The 17,094-nt window shown below is 45.1% G+C and carries 14 protein-coding genes and 1 tRNA gene; 10 read left to right on the top strand and 5 right to left on the bottom strand.

Annotation, left to right across the window (positions count from 1 at the left end; translation table 11 throughout):
* Nucleotides 1-71 precede the first annotated feature (71 nt).
* The 8 genes from A7D14_RS04725 (at nt 72) to ribB (ending at nt 9,542) form a co-directional block, all read left to right on the top strand.
* Complete coding sequence (locus A7D14_RS04725) at nt 72-1,292, top strand: aminotransferase class I/II-fold pyridoxal phosphate-dependent enzyme (protein ID WP_067030723.1); 1,221 nt, start codon at nt 72-74, stop codon at nt 1,290-1,292.
* A 71-nt stretch (nt 1,293-1,363) separates the two neighbouring features.
* Nucleotides 1,364-2,854, top strand: a complete 1,491-nt coding sequence (gene nhaC, locus A7D14_RS04730) for a Na+/H+ antiporter NhaC (protein ID WP_067030726.1) — start codon at nt 1,364-1,366, stop codon at nt 2,852-2,854.
* A gap of 95 nt (nt 2,855-2,949) precedes the next feature.
* A complete protein-coding gene (tpx, locus tag A7D14_RS04735) occupies nt 2,950-3,456 on the top strand; it encodes a thiol peroxidase (protein ID WP_067030729.1) in 507 nt (168 codons plus the stop codon).
* Nucleotides 3,449-3,814, top strand: a complete 366-nt coding sequence (locus A7D14_RS04740) for a diacylglycerol kinase family protein (RefSeq protein WP_067030732.1) — start codon at nt 3,449-3,451, stop codon at nt 3,812-3,814. Before tpx ends, A7D14_RS04740 begins: the two co-directional genes overlap by 8 nt.
* A gap of 65 nt (nt 3,815-3,879) precedes the next feature.
* Nucleotides 3,880-6,258 carry a DNA translocase FtsK gene (locus tag A7D14_RS04745; RefSeq protein ID WP_067030735.1) on the top strand — a complete coding sequence of 793 codons (2,379 nt, stop codon included), beginning with the start codon at nt 3,880-3,882 and terminating at the stop codon, nt 6,256-6,258.
* The gene (locus A7D14_RS04750) at nt 6,245-6,910 is read left to right on the top strand and encodes a LolA family protein (protein WP_409552666.1); all 666 of its coding nucleotides are present in this window, start codon (nt 6,245-6,247) and stop codon (nt 6,908-6,910) included. Before A7D14_RS04745 ends, A7D14_RS04750 begins: the two co-directional genes overlap by 14 nt.
* A gap of 72 nt (nt 6,911-6,982) precedes the next feature.
* Complete coding sequence (locus A7D14_RS04755) at nt 6,983-8,398, top strand: LptF/LptG family permease (protein ID WP_067030807.1); 1,416 nt, start codon at nt 6,983-6,985, stop codon at nt 8,396-8,398.
* Nucleotides 8,399-8,402: 4 nt separating this feature from the next.
* Complete coding sequence (gene ribB / locus A7D14_RS04760; protein ID WP_067030738.1) at nt 8,403-9,542, top strand: 3,4-dihydroxy-2-butanone-4-phosphate synthase; 1,140 nt, start codon at nt 8,403-8,405, stop codon at nt 9,540-9,542.
* Between the two features lie 79 nt (nt 9,543-9,621).
* On the opposite strand, the gene A7D14_RS04765 is transcribed toward ribB, so the two are convergent.
* Nucleotides 9,622-10,815 carry a DegT/DnrJ/EryC1/StrS family aminotransferase gene (locus A7D14_RS04765; RefSeq protein ID WP_067030741.1) on the bottom strand — a complete coding sequence of 398 codons (1,194 nt, stop codon included), beginning with the start codon at nt 10,813-10,815 and terminating at the stop codon, nt 9,622-9,624.
* A gap of 17 nt (nt 10,816-10,832) precedes the next feature.
* A complete protein-coding gene (locus tag A7D14_RS04770; RefSeq protein ID WP_067030744.1) occupies nt 10,833-11,585 on the bottom strand; it encodes a sulfite exporter TauE/SafE family protein in 753 nt (250 codons plus the stop codon).
* A gap of 136 nt (nt 11,586-11,721) precedes the next feature.
* Between A7D14_RS04770 and A7D14_RS04775 the strand changes: the two genes are divergently transcribed.
* Nucleotides 11,722-11,806: transfer RNA gene (locus A7D14_RS04775), tRNA-Ser, on the top strand.
* 277 nt (nt 11,807-12,083) lie between these two features.
* Nucleotides 12,084-15,491, top strand: a complete 3,408-nt coding sequence (locus A7D14_RS04780) for a HEAT repeat domain-containing protein (RefSeq protein WP_067030747.1) — start codon at nt 12,084-12,086, stop codon at nt 15,489-15,491.
* Nucleotides 15,492-15,605: 114 nt separating this feature from the next.
* Here the strand turns inward: A7D14_RS04780 and A7D14_RS04785 are convergent, their stop codons facing one another.
* The 3 genes from A7D14_RS04785 to A7D14_RS04795 all read right to left on the bottom strand — a co-directional run bounded on the left by A7D14_RS04785 (nt 15,606) and on the right by A7D14_RS04795 (nt 17,085).
* The gene (locus A7D14_RS04785) at nt 15,606-16,235 is read right to left on the bottom strand and encodes an NAD(P)H-dependent oxidoreductase (protein WP_067030750.1); all 630 of its coding nucleotides are present in this window, start codon (nt 16,233-16,235) and stop codon (nt 15,606-15,608) included.
* Nucleotides 16,236-16,257: 22 nt separating this feature from the next.
* Entirely contained in the window at nt 16,258-16,707 is a 450-nt protein-coding gene (locus A7D14_RS04790; protein ID WP_067030753.1) for a DMT family transporter, read from the bottom strand.
* 72 nt (nt 16,708-16,779) lie between these two features.
* A complete protein-coding gene (locus A7D14_RS04795) occupies nt 16,780-17,085 on the bottom strand; it encodes an antibiotic biosynthesis monooxygenase family protein (RefSeq protein WP_067030755.1) in 306 nt (101 codons plus the stop codon).
* Nucleotides 17,086-17,094: the final 9 nt, after the last annotated feature.

Consider the following 17,094-nt stretch of genomic DNA (forward strand, 5'->3'; position numbering starts at 1 on the left):
TATATTCTTTAAATATACATTACAATTGACTTTTAGACCATGTATTGATAGTTTTATGAAAACTGACAATTATGGACTACAAAGCATCGGAACACATTCAAGACCTACAATATTTTGGCGAATTTGGCGGGGTGAACCCCTCTATTTCAGACTCATCCACCTATACCTTTCTTTCAGCGAAGACCATGTTCGATACCTTTGAGGGAAACACAGAGGGCTGTTATCTCTACAGCAGGCACTCCTCCCCTTCCAACCTATATTTGGGTGAAGCCATGGCGCAATTGGAAGGAACCGAATCGGCCAATGTGTTTGCCAGCGGTATGGGCGCGATTACCTCGGTCATTTTTCAATTGTGCGATTCGGGTGACCATATTGTTGGTAGCCGAACCATTTACGGCGGCACCTACGCCTTCCTGAAAAACTTTATGAAAAAATTCAATATCTCCACGTCGTTTATCGATATTACCGATTTGGACACTGTTGAAACATCCATCACCCCAAATACCAAAATGATTTATTGCGAAGCCATCAGCAACCCCTTGTTGGAAGTGGCCGACATCCAAGCCCTTTCCAAACTGGCCAAAAAACATGGTATTCCTTTGGTGGTGGACAACACCTTCTCCCCATTGAACATCAATGCCGCAAAGCTGGGTGCCGATATTGTGGTGCACAGCCTTACCAAGTTCATCAACGGAAGCAGTGATTGTGTGGCCGGAGCCGTATGCGCTTCAACAGATTTTTGCCTTAGTCTCAAAGACGTAAACGATGGTGCCGGAATGCTCTTGGGCAGTACCTTGGATAGTTTGCGGGCGGCTTCCATTCTCAAAAATATGCGCACACTCCACATCCGTATTAAAAAACACAGTGAAAATGCACACTATCTAGCCAAACAATTTGAAAAGGACGGACTCAAAGTAGTGTATCCCGGATTGGAAAGTCACCCTGGCCACCAAACCATGAAAGCCCAAATGAATCCAGAATACGGGTTCGGCGGACTGCTCACTTTGGATGTTGGTTCCTTGGACAAGGCCAATGCATTGATGGAAATGATGCAAAAGGAGAAATTGGGCTATTTGGCCGTTAGCCTTGGATTTTACAAGACCCTTTTTAGCGCATCGGGTACTTCCACCTCCTCGGAAATTCCTTTGGAAGAACAAAAAGAACTTGGATTAACGGAAGGCTTGATTCGGTTTTCGATTGGCCTGGATAACGATATCCACAAAACCTACTTGGCCATGCGCAAATGCATGGATGCTTTGGGAATTATAGCAAACAATCCTACGATGGCTTAACGGGAGGCGATTTGCTGTTTGGAGAACAAGGTTCAAAATCGTAATATTACCTCTTAACAAACTCAGACCACATGCCAAACCAAAATGAAAAACCAAAGCATAGGGAAAATGAACATATTGTAGAAAATAAAGAACTCAGCATTTGGGAAGCCCTTATTCCCGTGTTTGCCCTTGTGGCCATGCTGGCCTATAATGTCTTTGTTTTTGGTGATGACGCCCTCAGTGGTTCCAACCAGTTCATTTTGCTTTTGGGTGGTGCCGTTGCCGCCATCGTTGGTTTTTTTAACAAGGTCTCCTATGAACAGATGATTGCAGAAGTGGCCGAGAATGTCCGTTCCACCACGGGAGCTTTGCTCATTTTGTTGATGGTCGGTGCGCTTTCAGGTACGTGGTTGGTCAGTGGAATCATTCCCGCCATGATCTATTATGGGCTTCAAATATTGAATCCTACCATATTTTTGGCGGCCTGTGTTGTTATTTGCGCCATTATTTCAGTGGCTACAGGAAGTAGTTGGACCACTGCTGCAACGGTGGGAATAGCCCTAATTGGTATTGGAGATGCTTTGGGGATCTCTTTGGGCATGACCGCAGGTGCGGTGCTCTCTGGAGCTTATTTTGGAGATAAGATGTCGCCGTTGAGCGACACCACCAACCTGGCCCCTGCCATGGCAGGCGGAGAATTGTTTTCCCATATTAAATACATGACCCTGACCACAGTTCCGACCATAGCGGTCACCCTTATTGTCTTTATTATACTGGGATTCACTATAGATACAACTGGCGTTGCCGATACCGGTTCCATCTTGGAAAACATCAAGGGCACTTTTAATGTCAGTGGCTGGCTTTTTATCGTTCCCGTAGTTGTAATCTTTTTGATCGTAAAAAAAGCCCCGCCCTTACTGGCTTTGTTGGTCGGAACATTATTGGGGGGGCTTTTTGCACTGATTTTTCAACCCGATATTGTCGCCACCATAGGTGGTGGTGCAGGTTTGAACTTGGAATCGGGTTATAAAGGTATTTTGAATGCCATCACCGTGGACACTTCCATTGCTACGGATGACCCGGCCTTGAACGATTTATTTTCCTCCGGTGGCATGGCCGGCATGTTGGGCACCATCTGGCTCATTATATGCGCCATGGTCTTTGGTGGGGTGATGGACGGCATTGGTGCCTTGGAACGCATCACGGAGTCCCTGTTAAAAATGGCCAAGACCACTTTTGGACTTTTTGCCAGTACCGTGGGGAGTTGTTTGGCACTCAACGTAACCGCATCCGACCAATATTTGGCCATTGTGGTTCCCGGAAAAATGTTCTCCAAAGCCTACGAGGAACGTGGATTGGCCCCCGAGAATTTAAGTAGAACATTGGAAGACTCGGGTACCGTAACATCGGTGCTTGTTCCATGGAACACCTGTGGTGCCTACCACAGCAGTGTGCTGGGAGTAGGTGTTGGGGAATATGCGTTGTATGCCGTTTTCAATTGGTTGAGTCCATTTATGACCTTGCTCTTTGCGGCACTCAAAATCAAAATAAAGATGTTGGCAACTAGCAAAGCATCCTAAACAATGCCAATACAATTTTTCCAAAGAACCTTTCCAATAGGATTTACAAGACGGTTTTTTTAAGTATTTTTGGGCTTGAACCAAAATATTCAACTATGGCAACTGTTACCTTAAAAGGAAACGAAATACATACACTTGGCAACCTTCCAAAAAATGGTGCCAAAGCTCCCGATTTTACATTGACCAAAAATGACCTTTCCGCAACCTCACTTGCAGATTATAAGGGCCGGAAAGTGGTTTTGAACATTTTCCCCAGTATTGACACGGGAACCTGTGCGCAATCCGTTCGCCAATTCAATCAAGAGGCAGCTGAACTTGAAAATACCACCATTTTGTGCATCTCCAAGGACCTTCCTTTTGCCCAGGCCCGTTTTTGTGGTGCAGAAGGAATCGATAAAGTGGAAACCCTATCCGATTTCAGGGATGGTAACTTCGGAAAAGCATATAATGTAACCTTTACAGATGGGCCTTTGGAAGGTTTGTTGTCACGCTCCGTTGTGGTCCTGAACGAAAATGGGGAGGTGATCTATTCCGAACAAGTTCCTGAAACGGTGGATGAGCCCAACTACAAAGCTGCGCTTGAAGCATTGATGGATGCCTAGGGAATCGTTTTTGAAGAATAGGATTCGTAGTGTGGGTTTCGCACTGAGGGGCATGATTTTGCTCCTGCGGACAGAGCCCAGCATAAAAATCCAATTTTTCATAGCCCTTGTGGTAACCGCTGCTGGGTTTTATTTTCAAATTTCAAGCACCGAATGGATTCTTCAGCTCTTTGCCATTGGATTGGTGATGGGCATTGAAGGCGTCAACACGGCCATTGAGAAATTATCGGACTACATTCAACCTAAAAACGACCCCAAAATTGGTTTGATAAAAGATATTTCAGCGGGAGCCGTTATGATAGTGTCCATTGTGGCAAGCATCATTGGACTCATCATCTACATGCCCAAATTGCTATAAGAAGCATCCAAGGTGAATTGTAGCACCGTAAATTTGTAAATTAGCCCCGCATTAAACCATGATTAATGGCAAAAAAAAGGACAAAATCTAAATCCAAACCTACTGCTGCCAAAAAGAAGGTTTCCCTGAAACCCTCCAAGCAAAACAAGATTATCTTTGGTAGTTTGCTCATCGTTCTCAGCATTGCGCTGTTCTTTTCCTTCATGTCCTATTATTTTACGTGGCAGGCAGACCAAAGTTTGCTGTCCGAGTTTGCCAATAGAAATGCCGAAGCCAGCAACCTGTTGAACAAGTTTGGTGCCAGTGTAAGCCATTTTTTTATGTACCGGGGATTTGGATTGGCCTCTTTTGCCTTTCCAGTATTATTTGCGGTTACAGGACTCTATTTGTTTCTGGGCTTGAGCGGTAAGGGGCTTATCGGAAAATGGATTTGGGGCTTGGTCGGGGTCATTTGGATTTCTGTGGCCTTGGGATTCTTTGCCATAGACCAGCCGCTGTTGGGTGGACTTATCGGCTATGAAATGAACGATTTCCTTCAGGATTATACCGGAAAGATCGGGGTATTTCTTCTTCTGGTGTTTGTATTGATGGTCATCTTGGTGCGCTTGTTCAACTTTACTCCGGAAGGCGTTGCCAATTTCTTCAGAAAGCAACGGCAACAAATTAAGTCCGACTTTGAAAAAAACGAATCCGTTTCCGGTGAAGTTGATGAATCCGAAGAGCACAGTCTTGACCTGGGCACTGATGATGATACTCCCATAAAAGTGGACACCTACACGCACAAAAAAGACATTCCACCCCTTAAAAGTGAGGCAGGGCTGGATGTGAACCTTCCCGAAGAAGACGAAGTGGATATTGATTTGGAAGTGGAAAAGATTGAAGAGGAAAAAGAGGAAAGCGATATCAAATCCGAAAAACTGGTCAAGGATTTTGGCGAGTTCGACCCCAAGTTGGAACTGGGGAACTACAAATTCCCTCCATTGGACCTGTTGGACGCCCATGGCGCTTCAGGAGGCATCACCATCAACCAAGAAGAACTGGAAGAAAACAAAAACCGGATTGTCAGTACCCTCAAGAACTACAAAATCGGCATTGCACAGATCAAGGCCACCATCGGTCCTACCGTTACGCTCTACGAAATTGTTCCCGAGGCGGGCATCCGTATTTCCAAAATCAAAAATTTGGAGGACGACATTGCCCTTTCCTTGGCGGCTTTGGGCATTCGTATCATTGCCCCTATCCCAGGAAAAGGAACCATTGGTATTGAAGTACCCAACAAAAACGCCACTACAGTTTCCATGCGTTCGGTGATTGCATCGAACAAATTCCAAAAAGCCGAGATGGAACTTCCCATTGCCTTTGGCAAGACCATCAGTAACGAAACTTTTGTGGTGGATTTGGCCAAAATGCCCCACTTGCTCATGGCGGGGGCCACGGGCCAGGGGAAATCGGTTGGATTGAACGCGGTGATCACTTCGCTGCTCTATAAAAAGCATCCCGCCGAGGTGAAGTTTGTTCTGGTGGATCCCAAAAAAGTGGAACTGACGCTCTACAACAAAATTGAACGGCATTTCTTGGCCAAGCTTCCAGATTCTGATGACGCCATTATCACGGATAACACCAAGGTCATCAACACCTTGAATTCATTGTGTATTGAGATGGACAATCGGTATGAGCTGCTGAAAACGGCCATGGTCCGAAACATTAAGGAATACAACATCAAGTTCAAGGCGAGAAAGTTGAACCCCAATGATGGGCATAAATTCCTCCCTTACATTGTTTTGGTGATTGATGAGTTTGCAGACCTCATCATGACGGCGGGCAAGGAAGTGGAGACCCCTATTGCCAGATTGGCACAATTGGCCCGTGCCATCGGAATACATTTGATCATTGCTACGCAACGGCCTTCGGTAAATGTGATCACGGGAATCATCAAGGCCAATTTCCCAGCCCGGATTGCGTTTCGGGTAACCTCAAAAATAGATTCCAGAACCATTTTGGACGCCCAAGGTGCCGATCAGCTCATTGGTCGCGGGGATATGCTCTACACCCAAGGAAACGATGTTACCAGGCTCCAGTGCGCCTTTGTGGACACCCCTGAAGTGGCCAAAATCACCGATTATGTTGGTTCGCAACGGGCCTACCCAGATGCACACCTGCTACCGGAGTATGTAGGTGAGGAATCTGGCACAAGTCTTGATAATGATATCGCGGACAGGGATGCCATGTTCCGTGAGGCCGCAGAAGTGATCGTAACGGCCCAACAAGGTTCCGCCTCTTTGATCCAACGAAAATTAAAATTGGGATACAACAGGGCCGGTAGGATCATAGATCAATTGGAGGCCGCTGGGATTGTTGGCCCTTTTGAAGGCAGTAAGGCCCGGCAGGTTTTGGTGCCGGACATCTATTCTTTGGAACAACTTTTAGAAAATGAATCAAAATAAAACCATGATCAAAAAACATATTCTTTTAATCGGATTTTTAACGGCCGGGCTTTTTTCGTTCGGACAGAACTCAGACAAGGCCAAAGCATTGTTGGATGAAGTGTACAACAAAGTAAAAAGCTACGACAATATTTATATTGACTTCAGGTCCACTTTGGAAAACACAGAGGCCGACCTGAAACAAGAGACCAATGGCAATGTAACCTTGGATGGTGAAAAATATTTTCTCAATTATTTGGGTGCCCAACAACTCTTTGATGGGAATAAGGTATACACCATTGTTCCCGAGAATGAGGAAGTCACCATAGAGGATGTCAACGAGGACAATGACAATGTGAGCCCGTCAAAAATGTTGACGTTTTATAAAACGGGGCACAATTATCAGTGGGACATTCTTCAAAATGTGGATGGCAGAAAAATTCAATATGTCAAATTGATTCCCATAGATTCCAATACAGAAATCAAATCGGTGCTTTTGGGGATCGATACCGAGACCAAGCACATTTACAAGCTCATTCAGACCGGGATCAATGGCACCAAGACCACCCTTACCGTTAATTCTTTCAAAACCAATCAGCCACTTTCGAGCACACTGTTTACCTTTGACGAGAAAAAATACGAGGACAAAGGGTATTACATCACAAGAAATTAGGCGTTGAAGATACTTGACCAGTATATACTAAGAAGATTTTTATATAATTTCTTCAGTTCATTTTTCATTTTGATCGTCATATTCATCTTTCAGGGAATATGGCTGTTCATTGATGATTTGGCTGGAAAAGGTCTTGGTATTGTCATCATTGGAAAATTCCTCTTCTACTTTATTCCCACCCTTGTGGATAAGGTGCTCCCACTGACCGTATTGCTATCCTCCATCCTTACTTTTGGGACCTTTGCGGAAAATTATGAGTTTGCTGCCATGAAAGCTTCGGGAATCTCCTTGCAAAGGGGGATGCGAAGCTTGATAGTCTTTGTGCTTTTTTTGGGAGTGGTCACTTTTTTCTTTGCCAATACCGTTATCCCAAAGTCCGAACAGAAAATGTTCAACCTTAGGCGAAACATTGCCAAGGTAAAGCCAGCAGCTGCCATCACCGAAGGGGTTTTCAGCGATTTTGAAGGCACTGGGGATGGAATGAACATTAAAGTGGACAAAAAATATGGGGAACAAGACCGTTTCTTGGACAATGTGATCATCCATAAAAAAACGGACCAAAATGTCAACAGCACGGTCATTAAGGCCAACTCTGGGGAATTGATCAGCAGTGAAGCATCCGATATTATTCAATTGGTGCTCAAAGACGGCCATTATTATGAAGAATTAAGACCTAAGGACAGCGAAGAAAGAAGGAAACATCCCTTTGCAAAATCTGAATTTGAGACCTATACCATCAACATTGATATCTCTGAACTCAATGATCAAGATTTGGAGGAAGATGGGAACATCACCACCGATAAAATGAAAAATGTGGGACGCTTGATCAAGGATATCGATTCTTTGGGCAAAAACAACCTTGAAAAAGTGGAAGCCTTTTCCAAAAATATTGTAAACCGCATGGGTGCCTTCCCCCTAAAAAAACTTAAAAAAGACAGCATACAACCCATAAATATAGCCAAGACAGAAGTAAGGACTGATTCCATTAAGGACATTGATGATTTTTTGGGCAGTCTTCAAGAATGGCAAAGGCTTCAAGTTATAAACAATGCCAAAAATTCGGTTTCGGGCATTTTAAATACGGTGATTGCAAAAAAGGACGAACTCCAAAAACGGTACAAGTTCTACAACAGCCACATTCTTTCGTTACACAACAAATATGCACTGGCGTTTTCCTGTATCATCCTCTTCTTCGTGGGGGCCCCGTTGGGTGCCATTATAAGAAAAGGAGGTCTTGGTTTGCCCATGGTGATTGCCATTGTCTTATTTTTGACCTATTATTTTATTGGGGTTTTTGCCGGAAACTATGCCAAGGAAGGGAACATCCATCCAGCAATTGGGGCTTGGCTCTCTACCTTGATCATGCTGCCCTTGGGCATATCCCTAACCCGAAGGGCCACTGCGGATAGAGGGTTGTTCGGATTTGGAAATATTTTTGACCGCATAAAATCCCTGTTTAAAAAGAAAGACGAAGATTCTGAAGAGTGAGATAATGATTGCTAAAGACAAGAAAATAAAATTGAACGCCATAGAAGAAGCCATTGAGGACATCCGTCAAGGCAAGGTCATTATTGTGGTGGATGATGAAAACCGGGAAAACGAAGGCGATTTTTTAGCCGCAGCGGAACTCATTACCCCAGAGACCGTAAACTTTATGGCCACCCATGGGCGTGGGCTTATCTGTGCCCCCCTTACCGAAGGTAGATGTAAAGAACTCGGACTCCACAAAATGGTGACACATAATTCCGACCCTCTGGAAACCGCTTTCACCGTATCGGTGGATTTAAGGGGAAATGGGGTAACCACAGGAATTTCAGCAGCGGATAGGGCCAAAACAGTTCTGGCACTGACCGATTTGGCTACAAAACCCCATGAACTGGCCCGACCAGGGCATATTTTTCCGTTAATCGCCAAAGAAGGTGGTGTATTGCGCCGTACAGGTCATACCGAGGCCGCCATAGATTTTGCCCGTTTGGCCGGATTGGAACCTGCAGGGGTCATTGTGGAAATCATGAACGAAGATGGCAGTATGGCCCGATTGCCCCAATTAATGGAAGTGGCCAAAAAGTTCGACCTGAAAATTGTGTCCATCGAGGATTTGATTGCCTATCGTATGGAGCACGACAGCCTTATTGAACTCAAGGAATCCTTTAGCATGAAAACCCGTTTTGGGGAGTTTCGACTGCGTGCTTACCAGCAGACCACCAACAATCAAGTGCACATTGCCTTGGTAAAAGGGAACTGGAAATTGGGGGAGCCGGTTCTCACCCGTATTAATTCCACTTTGGTGAACAACGATATGTTGGGCACCTTGACCAACAATCCTGATGAGGCGTTGCAACGCATGTTCAATGTGTTGAATTCTGAAGAAAAAGGCGCCATGATCTTTATCAACCAGGACAATCAATCCATGAATTTGTTGAGCCGCCTGGCCGAGTTTAAAAAATTGCAGGCCCAAGGCATTGACAAAGCACCTAAAATTGATATGGACACCAAAGATTTTGGTATTGGAGCGCAAATCCTTCACGATTTGAACATTTCCAAGATTCGGTTGTTGTCCAACTCAGGACAGACCCGCCGCGTGGGAATGGTGGGCTATGGTTTGGAGATTGTGGAGTATGTGAATTATTAGATGTTAGAAAAAAGACTCAAGACCATTTGTGCAAATTGGTGTAATTCCTGCCTTCGGCAGGCAGGCGTGTCAAGCCTATTTACATGGATGATTGGATAACTTCCAACATTGTTTTGGCTCTTTTCTTCATTTCAGCCTCAGTCCAACCCAATTTTATCAAACAGGAAATATTTCTGCCTACCCAAAGGTCAGATGCGGAAAAATCAGCCTTGCTGTAGTCGGGCAAAGACTCTTTTACATCTTTTGGTAGCTTGCCCAAGGATTTTTGGTTGGTCAAATGCTCCCATTTCCGATAATAATGCCAATTGTTGTTGTACCAATAGAAGCAGGCATCCACTCCCTTGGCTCCCAAAGCCTGATGTGCTTTTTGGGCCACTTCTTCCGAAGGAAGGAAAAAACTCAAAAAGGAATAATTTTCCTCCCCTCCCTCAGGAACCCTTCTAAAAACTACTTCGGGAATGCTGGACAGCGCTTCCCGCAATATCGTATAGTTTCTTTTTTGTAGGGCGATAAATTCGTCCAGTCGGGAAAGCTGGGCCAAGCCCACAGCGGCATTCAATTCAGAAATACGAAAATTATACCCCAAAAATGGATGCTGCTCTGCTCCCCTATCCGTTCCGATATGGTCGTGGCCATGATCTGCATATTTATGGGCATTTTGGTAATAGGCCTCGGTATTGGTGATTACGGCACCGCCTTCCCCACAGGTAATGGTCTTTACATAATCGAAAGAAAAACAGCCCAAATCCCCGATACTGCCCAAAGGTTTTCCGTGATAGCTACCTCCAATAGCCTGACAAGCATCTTCCACAAGCAACAGCCCATATTTTTGACATAGACTTTGAAGCGCATCCAAATTTGCCATGGAACCGCACATGTGCACGGGCATCACCACCTTGGTGTTGGGAGTGATGGCCTTTTCCACTGCGTCAGGGTCCAAAGTCAAGGTATCGTCAACATCTACCAAAACCGGAATGGCACCCAGTGCCAAAATGGACTCAAAACTGGCCACAAAGGTGAAGGTGGGCATAATGACCTCATCCCCCGCCCCTACTCCGGCACTGGCCAAGGCCACGGTCAGCGCGGCAGTACCACTGCTCACCAAATGAACGTGTTGGGCCTGCATCCGTTGTGCCAAAGCTGCTTCAAGTTCCTTCGCCTTCCAATGTCCGTTGCGCATTCCATCAAATCCGTAGCGCATCAACACACCAGAATCGAGCACATCCTGTACCTGTTTGCGTTCTTTATCTCCAAAAAGTTCAAAACCCGGCATTTCCTATTATTTAAATTTTAAAAAAACCACAATTTTATCGCCATCACAATCACGGCCACAATCAAAAAGGTCTTGATGAACCCATCGCCCTTTTTTACCGAAAACCGACTGGCCACCCAAGCTCCTGTGCCATTGCCGATGGCCAAGATAAAGCCCAATTTCCAATTGACCTTATCATTAAAAGCAAATACGGCCAATGCGGAGAGCATGTAAATAAAGACCACGGCCACCTTGGTGGCATTCACCCGAACCAAATTCATCCGATTGACAAAATGCATGAACAGCATCATTAAAAAGCCCAGCCCGGCATTGATAAACCCACCGTAAATCCCGAAAAAGAAAAAAGCCACAATACTCAACCACAAGTATTTTCCAGTGAGTCGTTCCTGCATCTCCTCCAACCGCATCTTGGGCTTAAAAATAATGATCAATACCACCATCACCATGATTATGGCCAGAATCCTATTAAAAGTCTCCCCTTTGACATCAATCGCAATATAAGCACCCAAAATGGAGCCGAAAAAAGCGGAAATCCCCAAATACACATTGAACGGATAGGTGGAAATACCCTTACTTTTAAAACCTGCCGTAGCCAAGGCTGTCTGAATAACAATGGCCACCCGATTGGTTCCGTTGGCCACTGGCGCGGGCAATCCCAAAAAAATAAGGGTCGGTAAGGATAGCAGGGAACCGCCCCCCGCCACGGTGTTAATGAAGCCTACCGCAAAACCTACAACCACCAAAAGCGGATAGTGATACCATTCTTCCATTGCCGTAAAAGTACTAGGTAATTTTAGAAACTTTGGAATGAAAAATTTAAAGTTTATAAACTTTTACAGAACCAAAAAAGCTTTATATATTTGCACCCGCCTACGCAAAAGGCTTCGGCGGGCAAGCCCGCAAATTGGAGGAATGGCAGAGTGGTCGAATGCGGCAGTCTTGAAAACTGTTGAGGGTCACACCTCCGGGGGTTCGAATCCCTCTTCCTCCGCAACCAAGCACACAGCTTGGAATAAAAAACCGCAGAGTCTGGCTCTAGCGGTTTTTTTGTTTCAGGATGTTGGCATCTGCAAAATGCATTAGGCAATTCCTCTTCCTCCGCTCAATGACAGGCAAAAGCCCCTATTCAAGTGCTCTTTTTTGGCGGACAATTTTTCCAATCATAAAATCACAACCATACTTACCATCAACAAATACTTGGAAATTAAGGTGTGAGGATTACACCATTTTTTATACCTTTTTCGCGCCAAACGCACCAAACCGAAAAAATGAGGCACACTAAACTTTTAAATGTGGGCATGCTCCTTGGGCTGCTCACTGTTTTTTCCTGTAAAAAGGAACCCCTAAAACCTATTGAGACCCCAGTTGTTATTGCGTTGGACTCTACATACCTTAATGAAAAAGTTGCGGAAGCCAAAAATATGGGCTCAATCCAACTGGCAGATGGCCTTCAGCTTAGCCTTTGGGCTCCCGATACGCTTGCCCCAGATCCCATTGCCATGGATATTGATGCCCAAGGTCGTATTTTTTTCACCCGTACCAACCGTCAAAAAAATTCGGAGTTTGATATCCGTGGGTATCGGCATTGGATGACCGCCTCCAACAGTTTTGAAACTGTGACCGATAGAAAGAATTTTTTGCACGAAACCTTTGCACCGGAAAAAAGTGAGGAGAATTCGTGGTTACAGGACTTAAATGCTGATGGTAGCCACGATTGGATGGATTTAGCCGTGGAAGAGGAAGAAGTGTGGCGATTGGAAGATGCAGACAACAACGGTGTTGCTGAAAAAGCGACCCGGGTGGTACACGATTTTCATGATGTGGAAACCGATGTTACCAATGCGCTGTTGATTGATGACGAAACACTTTTTGTGGGTGTTGCACCAGACATGTGGCGCATGGAGGATACCAACGGTGACGAAGTTTTTGATACCAAAACCGCTTTGGCCACAGGCTTTGGCGTCCATATTGGTTTTAGTGGTCACGGAATGTCGGGTGCGATCATGGGTCCCGATGGCAAACTCTATTGGGGCATTGGCGACATTGGGGCCAGTATTACCGATAAAAAAGGGAATCGGTATCCGTATCCCAACCAAGGTGTGATCGTGCGCAGCAATCCAGATGGGTCAGATTTTGAGGTGTTTGCCCATGGCCTACGGAATACCCACGAATTTGTTTTTGACAAGTATGGCAATATTATTTCTTCCGATAATGATGGTGACCACCGTGGGGAAAGTGAACGCTTGGTGCATATTGTGGAAGGCTCCGATGCAGGGTGGCGCTCCAACTGGCAATACGGCAAGTATACCGACCCCAAAAACAACGGATACAAAGTCTGGATGGATGAAAAGTTCTATTTGCCTCGATGGGAAGGCCAAGCTGCGCATATCATCCCTCCCATTATGAATTATCACAATGGCCCAACGGGAATGGTTTTTAATCCCGGAACAGCTTTAGGTTCAGACTGGGTGGACAAATTCTTCTTGGTCGAGTTTGTGGGCGACCCTGCGCTTTCCCATATCTGGTCCTTCGATTTGAAACCAAAAGGCGCTTCTTTTGAACTCAATTCCGAAGTGGACATGCTAAGTGGCATTTTGCCCACAGCCATCAAATTTGGACCTGATGGTGCGCTTTATGTTGCCGATTGGATGAATGGCTGGGGCACCAAAAATTCGGGTCGTGTCTGGAAACTGGATGTAACCGATTCAGAAAACGATTTGGCCGAACAACGGGCGGAAACCCAAAAATGGATGACCACGGATTTTGAGGAGTTGGACAATGATGAACTGGTCAATTTATTACGGTATCCTGATATGCGTATCCGTCAAAAAGCGCAATTTCAATTGGCAAAAAGCACCTTTTGGGGGTATCGGAGGTTAAAACAGGTTGCCGAGGAAGATGACCATCAACTGGCACGCATCCATGCCATTTGGGGCATTGGTCAACAGGCAGCAAAAGGTATTGATAAAGCGGAAATTTTGGTCGGACTTTTGAACGACGAAGACCCGGAGATTGTCGCCCAAAGTTTAAAGGTCTTGGGAGATTTGCGCTATAAGGATGCCAGTCAAAAAATGGTGGCACTGCTCAAATCCGAAAGCCCTAGAATCCAATTTTTTGCAGCACAGGCCTTAGGACGAATCAAAGAACAAAATGCCGTGCAACCCCTATTGGATATGTTGGGGGAAAATGCCGATGAAGATGTTTACCTCCGTCATGCCGGGGTGCTGGCCCTATCAAGAATTGGGCAGTTTGAACCCTTGGTCGATTTGGCAAAAAGTGAAAACCGTTCCCTGAAAATTGCTGCGGTTTTGGCCTTACGTCGAATGAAACGTCCAGAAGTAGCCGTTTTCTTGAAAGATACGGATGAATATCTCGTTACCGAAGCTGCCCGTGCCATCAATGATGATAAAGGCATTGAAAAAGCCCTTCCAGATTTGGCAACGCTTTTGGAAAATCCAAAATTCAGTTCAGAACCACTTATGCGTCGTGCCATCAACGCTGCGCTTCGGGTGGGAGGTGAAAAGCAGTTGGATGCCCTAATCAATTATGCCAAGAATGAAAATGTTCCTTCCGTGTTACGGGGTGAAGCTTTGGCTGCCTTGAGCACTTGGACGGCTCCTTCGGTGATGGACCGGGTTGATGGGCGCCATTTGGGTGAAATAACACGTCCCTTGGAACCTATTCAAAACAAAATGAGCGGGAGTATGTCAGAATTCTTGGATGATGATACTCCCGAAGTATTGGTAGGAGCACTAAAATTAGTGTCCTCCCTGCAACTGAAAGGGCACGAAAATCGGTTGGTCCAATTGATGCGCACCCACCCTTCGCCCCAAGCACGGGCCGAGGCCTTGAATGCATTGGGTACTATCGGTTACGACCAATTGGCCCAAGTCATGCGCATGGGCATGGGTGACGAAAATGCACAGGTTAGACGAACCGCAGTGGGTTTGATCAGTGAATTATCCCTCGCAAAAGAAGAATTGCCCAGTGTGGTGAATCCCATTTTCAGCAGGGGTGGCATTGGTGAACAACAGGCCATGTTAGAGGTTTTGGCAGAAATGCCCATAGAAAAAAGTGAAGCCGTCCTTTCCGGTTTATTGCAACAGGCCGGCCAGGGAGGCATTGATGAAGCCGTTATGCTGGATTTGATTGAAGCGGCCTCGAACAACGGTTCACAAAAACTAAAAGACCGACTTGCAACGCTACAAAATCAAGGCTATGGCTCCGGTGCTTATACCGAAACGCTTTATGGCGGTAGTTGGTGGGATGGGCAAACTGTTTTTGTGAGCAATCCAACTGCCCAATGTGTACGTTGTCATGCCCTAAATGGTTCTGGTGGTAAAGTAGGCCCACCCATGGACAATATGGGCAACATGCTTTCACGGGAACAGATTTTGGAAGCTTTGATAGAACCATCAAAACGAATTGCCCCGGGATACGGTAGCGTAACCTTGACCTTGACCAACGGTCAAGAAGTCACAGGACTGTTGGAAGCCGAAAACGAAGAAGGTCTTATTCTACGAACTTCGGATGCCGAACCGCTTGAAGTAGCGCACTCACGCATTCAGAGCAGGCGAAATTTACCGTCGGCCATGCCAGCCATGGGCAAAATAATCAGCAAGCGTGAACTACGCGATTTGATAGAATATTTGAGTAGCTTGAAAACGGAGGAATGATTGATCGGTTAAGACGCTGCTCCTGTAACTATTTTTGAAAGCCCCTAAAAGGGGCTTTTTGGTTTTGTTCATTGAACTTTGGAATATCTCACAACATAATCTTTTTGGGCATTCTTAAAATGTCTCAAAAAGTTCCGTCATGGGTTTTCTAACCTTTTTCCTAAACTGGGTATGGTCATCGGCTGAGCGATACCCCACTGGGGCAATGATACAGGCATTCAGTCCCCTCTTATCCAAACCCAATATTTGATTGTATTTTTCAGGTTCAAAACCTTCCATGGGACACGCATCTATTTTAAGTTCGGCACAGGCAGTCAAAAGGTTGGACATGGCCAAATAGGTCTGTTTTTCGGACCAGTCATGCCAATCTGTGTCATTCATTCCAGATAAACTCTTTTTGATGAAATCACCATAAACCGAAAGCTTTTCCAAAGGGGTTCCCTGCAAAGTTGAAATAGCCTTGATATATTCATCCACATGGGAATCATTTCGCTCGGTATAGTTACAAAACACAAAAAGATGTGATGCATCTGTAATTTGTGCTTGATCCCAAGACGCGGCTTTCAGTTTTTCCTTCAAACTTCTTTTTGAAATTATCAAAACCTTATATAATTGAAGGCCGTATGAGGAAACGGACAATTGCACTGCTTCCTTTAATTTTTTCAAATCATCCTCATTGACCCTTTGTGATGGGTCAAACTTTTTGGTGGCATAACGCCATTTTAAACTTTCCAATAATCTCATAACCTAAAAAATGTTCAATATTCTAATTTTTGTTCATCAAGAAAATCCCCAATGCCATTGCAAAAATCCCCAATGCCCTGTTTGTGGCAAGAGGTTCATTGGGAAGGCCAAACCATCCAAAATGTCCGGCAATGGTGGCGAACAGCAATTGGCCGAAAAGCCCTAGGGATATCATGGTTGATATGCCCAGTTTGGGAATGGTATAATAGTATAGGCAAATACCAATGACACTGAAAAATGCGCCAGAGAACCACAAATATGCCGGAACCTTTCTGTAAAGATTGAAATCCATCGAAGTCCTTGTCAATGCCAAAACCAACAAGAGCGCAAAAAAAGCACTGAAGACAAAGGCCACCAAAGAGGCCAGAATGGAACTTTTAAGCTGCACTCCCAATTGGGCATTGAGCCCTCCCTGCATGGCCAAGGAAACTCCACCCAAAATTGCCAGTAAAAAAAAAATGCCTTTGTCCATCTTTACTTATTTACCACAAAACTAAGGTTGGAAAAACTGTGAAAAATTAACATAGCTTAATAAAATAGGGGCCTATCCCCTCTTTAAAAAATCCATGGTTACATTCAATCTATGGATAATGGAGATTGATATACATAATGCCTCCATTTGAGGCCCCAACTCCATGGCATACTTTGGCAGTCTGCTTTTCGATTGTACAAAAGTCTCCTCATCGGGCCATTGGGCATAAGCTATGAAATCACCATTTTTATCCGTGTGCAGTCGAGAACCTAAGCTGCTTGCATGTTCCATGAATGCCTTGGTCAATTTGGCCCATGCTTTCTTAAATTGTGGCTCTTGTCCTTGAGTCACTTCAAACTTGTAAATAACAACGTACATTGTAAACTG

Origin of the sequence: Allomuricauda sp. CP2A (genome assembly GCF_001683915.1) — a bacterium.
Classification (GTDB): domain Bacteria; phylum Bacteroidota; class Bacteroidia; order Flavobacteriales; family Flavobacteriaceae; genus Flagellimonas.

What these genes read in the sequence shown, in the direction of transcription:
- nhaC (WP_067030726.1), top strand. Translation starts at nt 1,364, where the DNA reads ATGCCAAACCAAAATGAAAAACCAAAGCATAGGGAAAATGAACATATT.
- A7D14_RS04795 (WP_067030755.1), bottom strand. Translation starts at nt 17,085, where the DNA reads ATGTACGTTGTTATTTACAAGTTTGAAGTGACTCAAGGACAAGAGCCA.
- A7D14_RS04780 (WP_067030747.1), top strand. Translation starts at nt 12,084, where the DNA reads ATGAGGCACACTAAACTTTTAAATGTGGGCATGCTCCTTGGGCTGCTC.
- A7D14_RS04765 (WP_067030741.1), bottom strand. Translation starts at nt 10,815, where the DNA reads ATGCCGGGTTTTGAACTTTTTGGAGATAAAGAACGCAAACAGGTACAG.
- A7D14_RS04745 (WP_067030735.1), top strand. Translation starts at nt 3,880, where the DNA reads ATGGCAAAAAAAAGGACAAAATCTAAATCCAAACCTACTGCTGCCAAA.
- A7D14_RS04740 (WP_067030732.1), top strand. Translation starts at nt 3,449, where the DNA reads ATGCCTAGGGAATCGTTTTTGAAGAATAGGATTCGTAGTGTGGGTTTC.
- A7D14_RS04785 (WP_067030750.1), bottom strand. Translation starts at nt 16,235, where the DNA reads ATGAGATTATTGGAAAGTTTAAAATGGCGTTATGCCACCAAAAAGTTT.
- ribB (WP_067030738.1), top strand. Translation starts at nt 8,403, where the DNA reads ATGATTGCTAAAGACAAGAAAATAAAATTGAACGCCATAGAAGAAGCC.
- A7D14_RS04790 (WP_067030753.1), bottom strand. Translation starts at nt 16,707, where the DNA reads ATGGACAAAGGCATTTTTTTTTTACTGGCAATTTTGGGTGGAGTTTCC.
- A7D14_RS04750 (WP_409552666.1), top strand. Translation starts at nt 6,245, where the DNA reads ATGAATCAAAATAAAACCATGATCAAAAAACATATTCTTTTAATCGGA.
- tpx (WP_067030729.1), top strand. Translation starts at nt 2,950, where the DNA reads ATGGCAACTGTTACCTTAAAAGGAAACGAAATACATACACTTGGCAAC.
- A7D14_RS04725 (WP_067030723.1), top strand. Translation starts at nt 72, where the DNA reads ATGGACTACAAAGCATCGGAACACATTCAAGACCTACAATATTTTGGC.
- A7D14_RS04770 (WP_067030744.1), bottom strand. Translation starts at nt 11,585, where the DNA reads ATGGAAGAATGGTATCACTATCCGCTTTTGGTGGTTGTAGGTTTTGCG.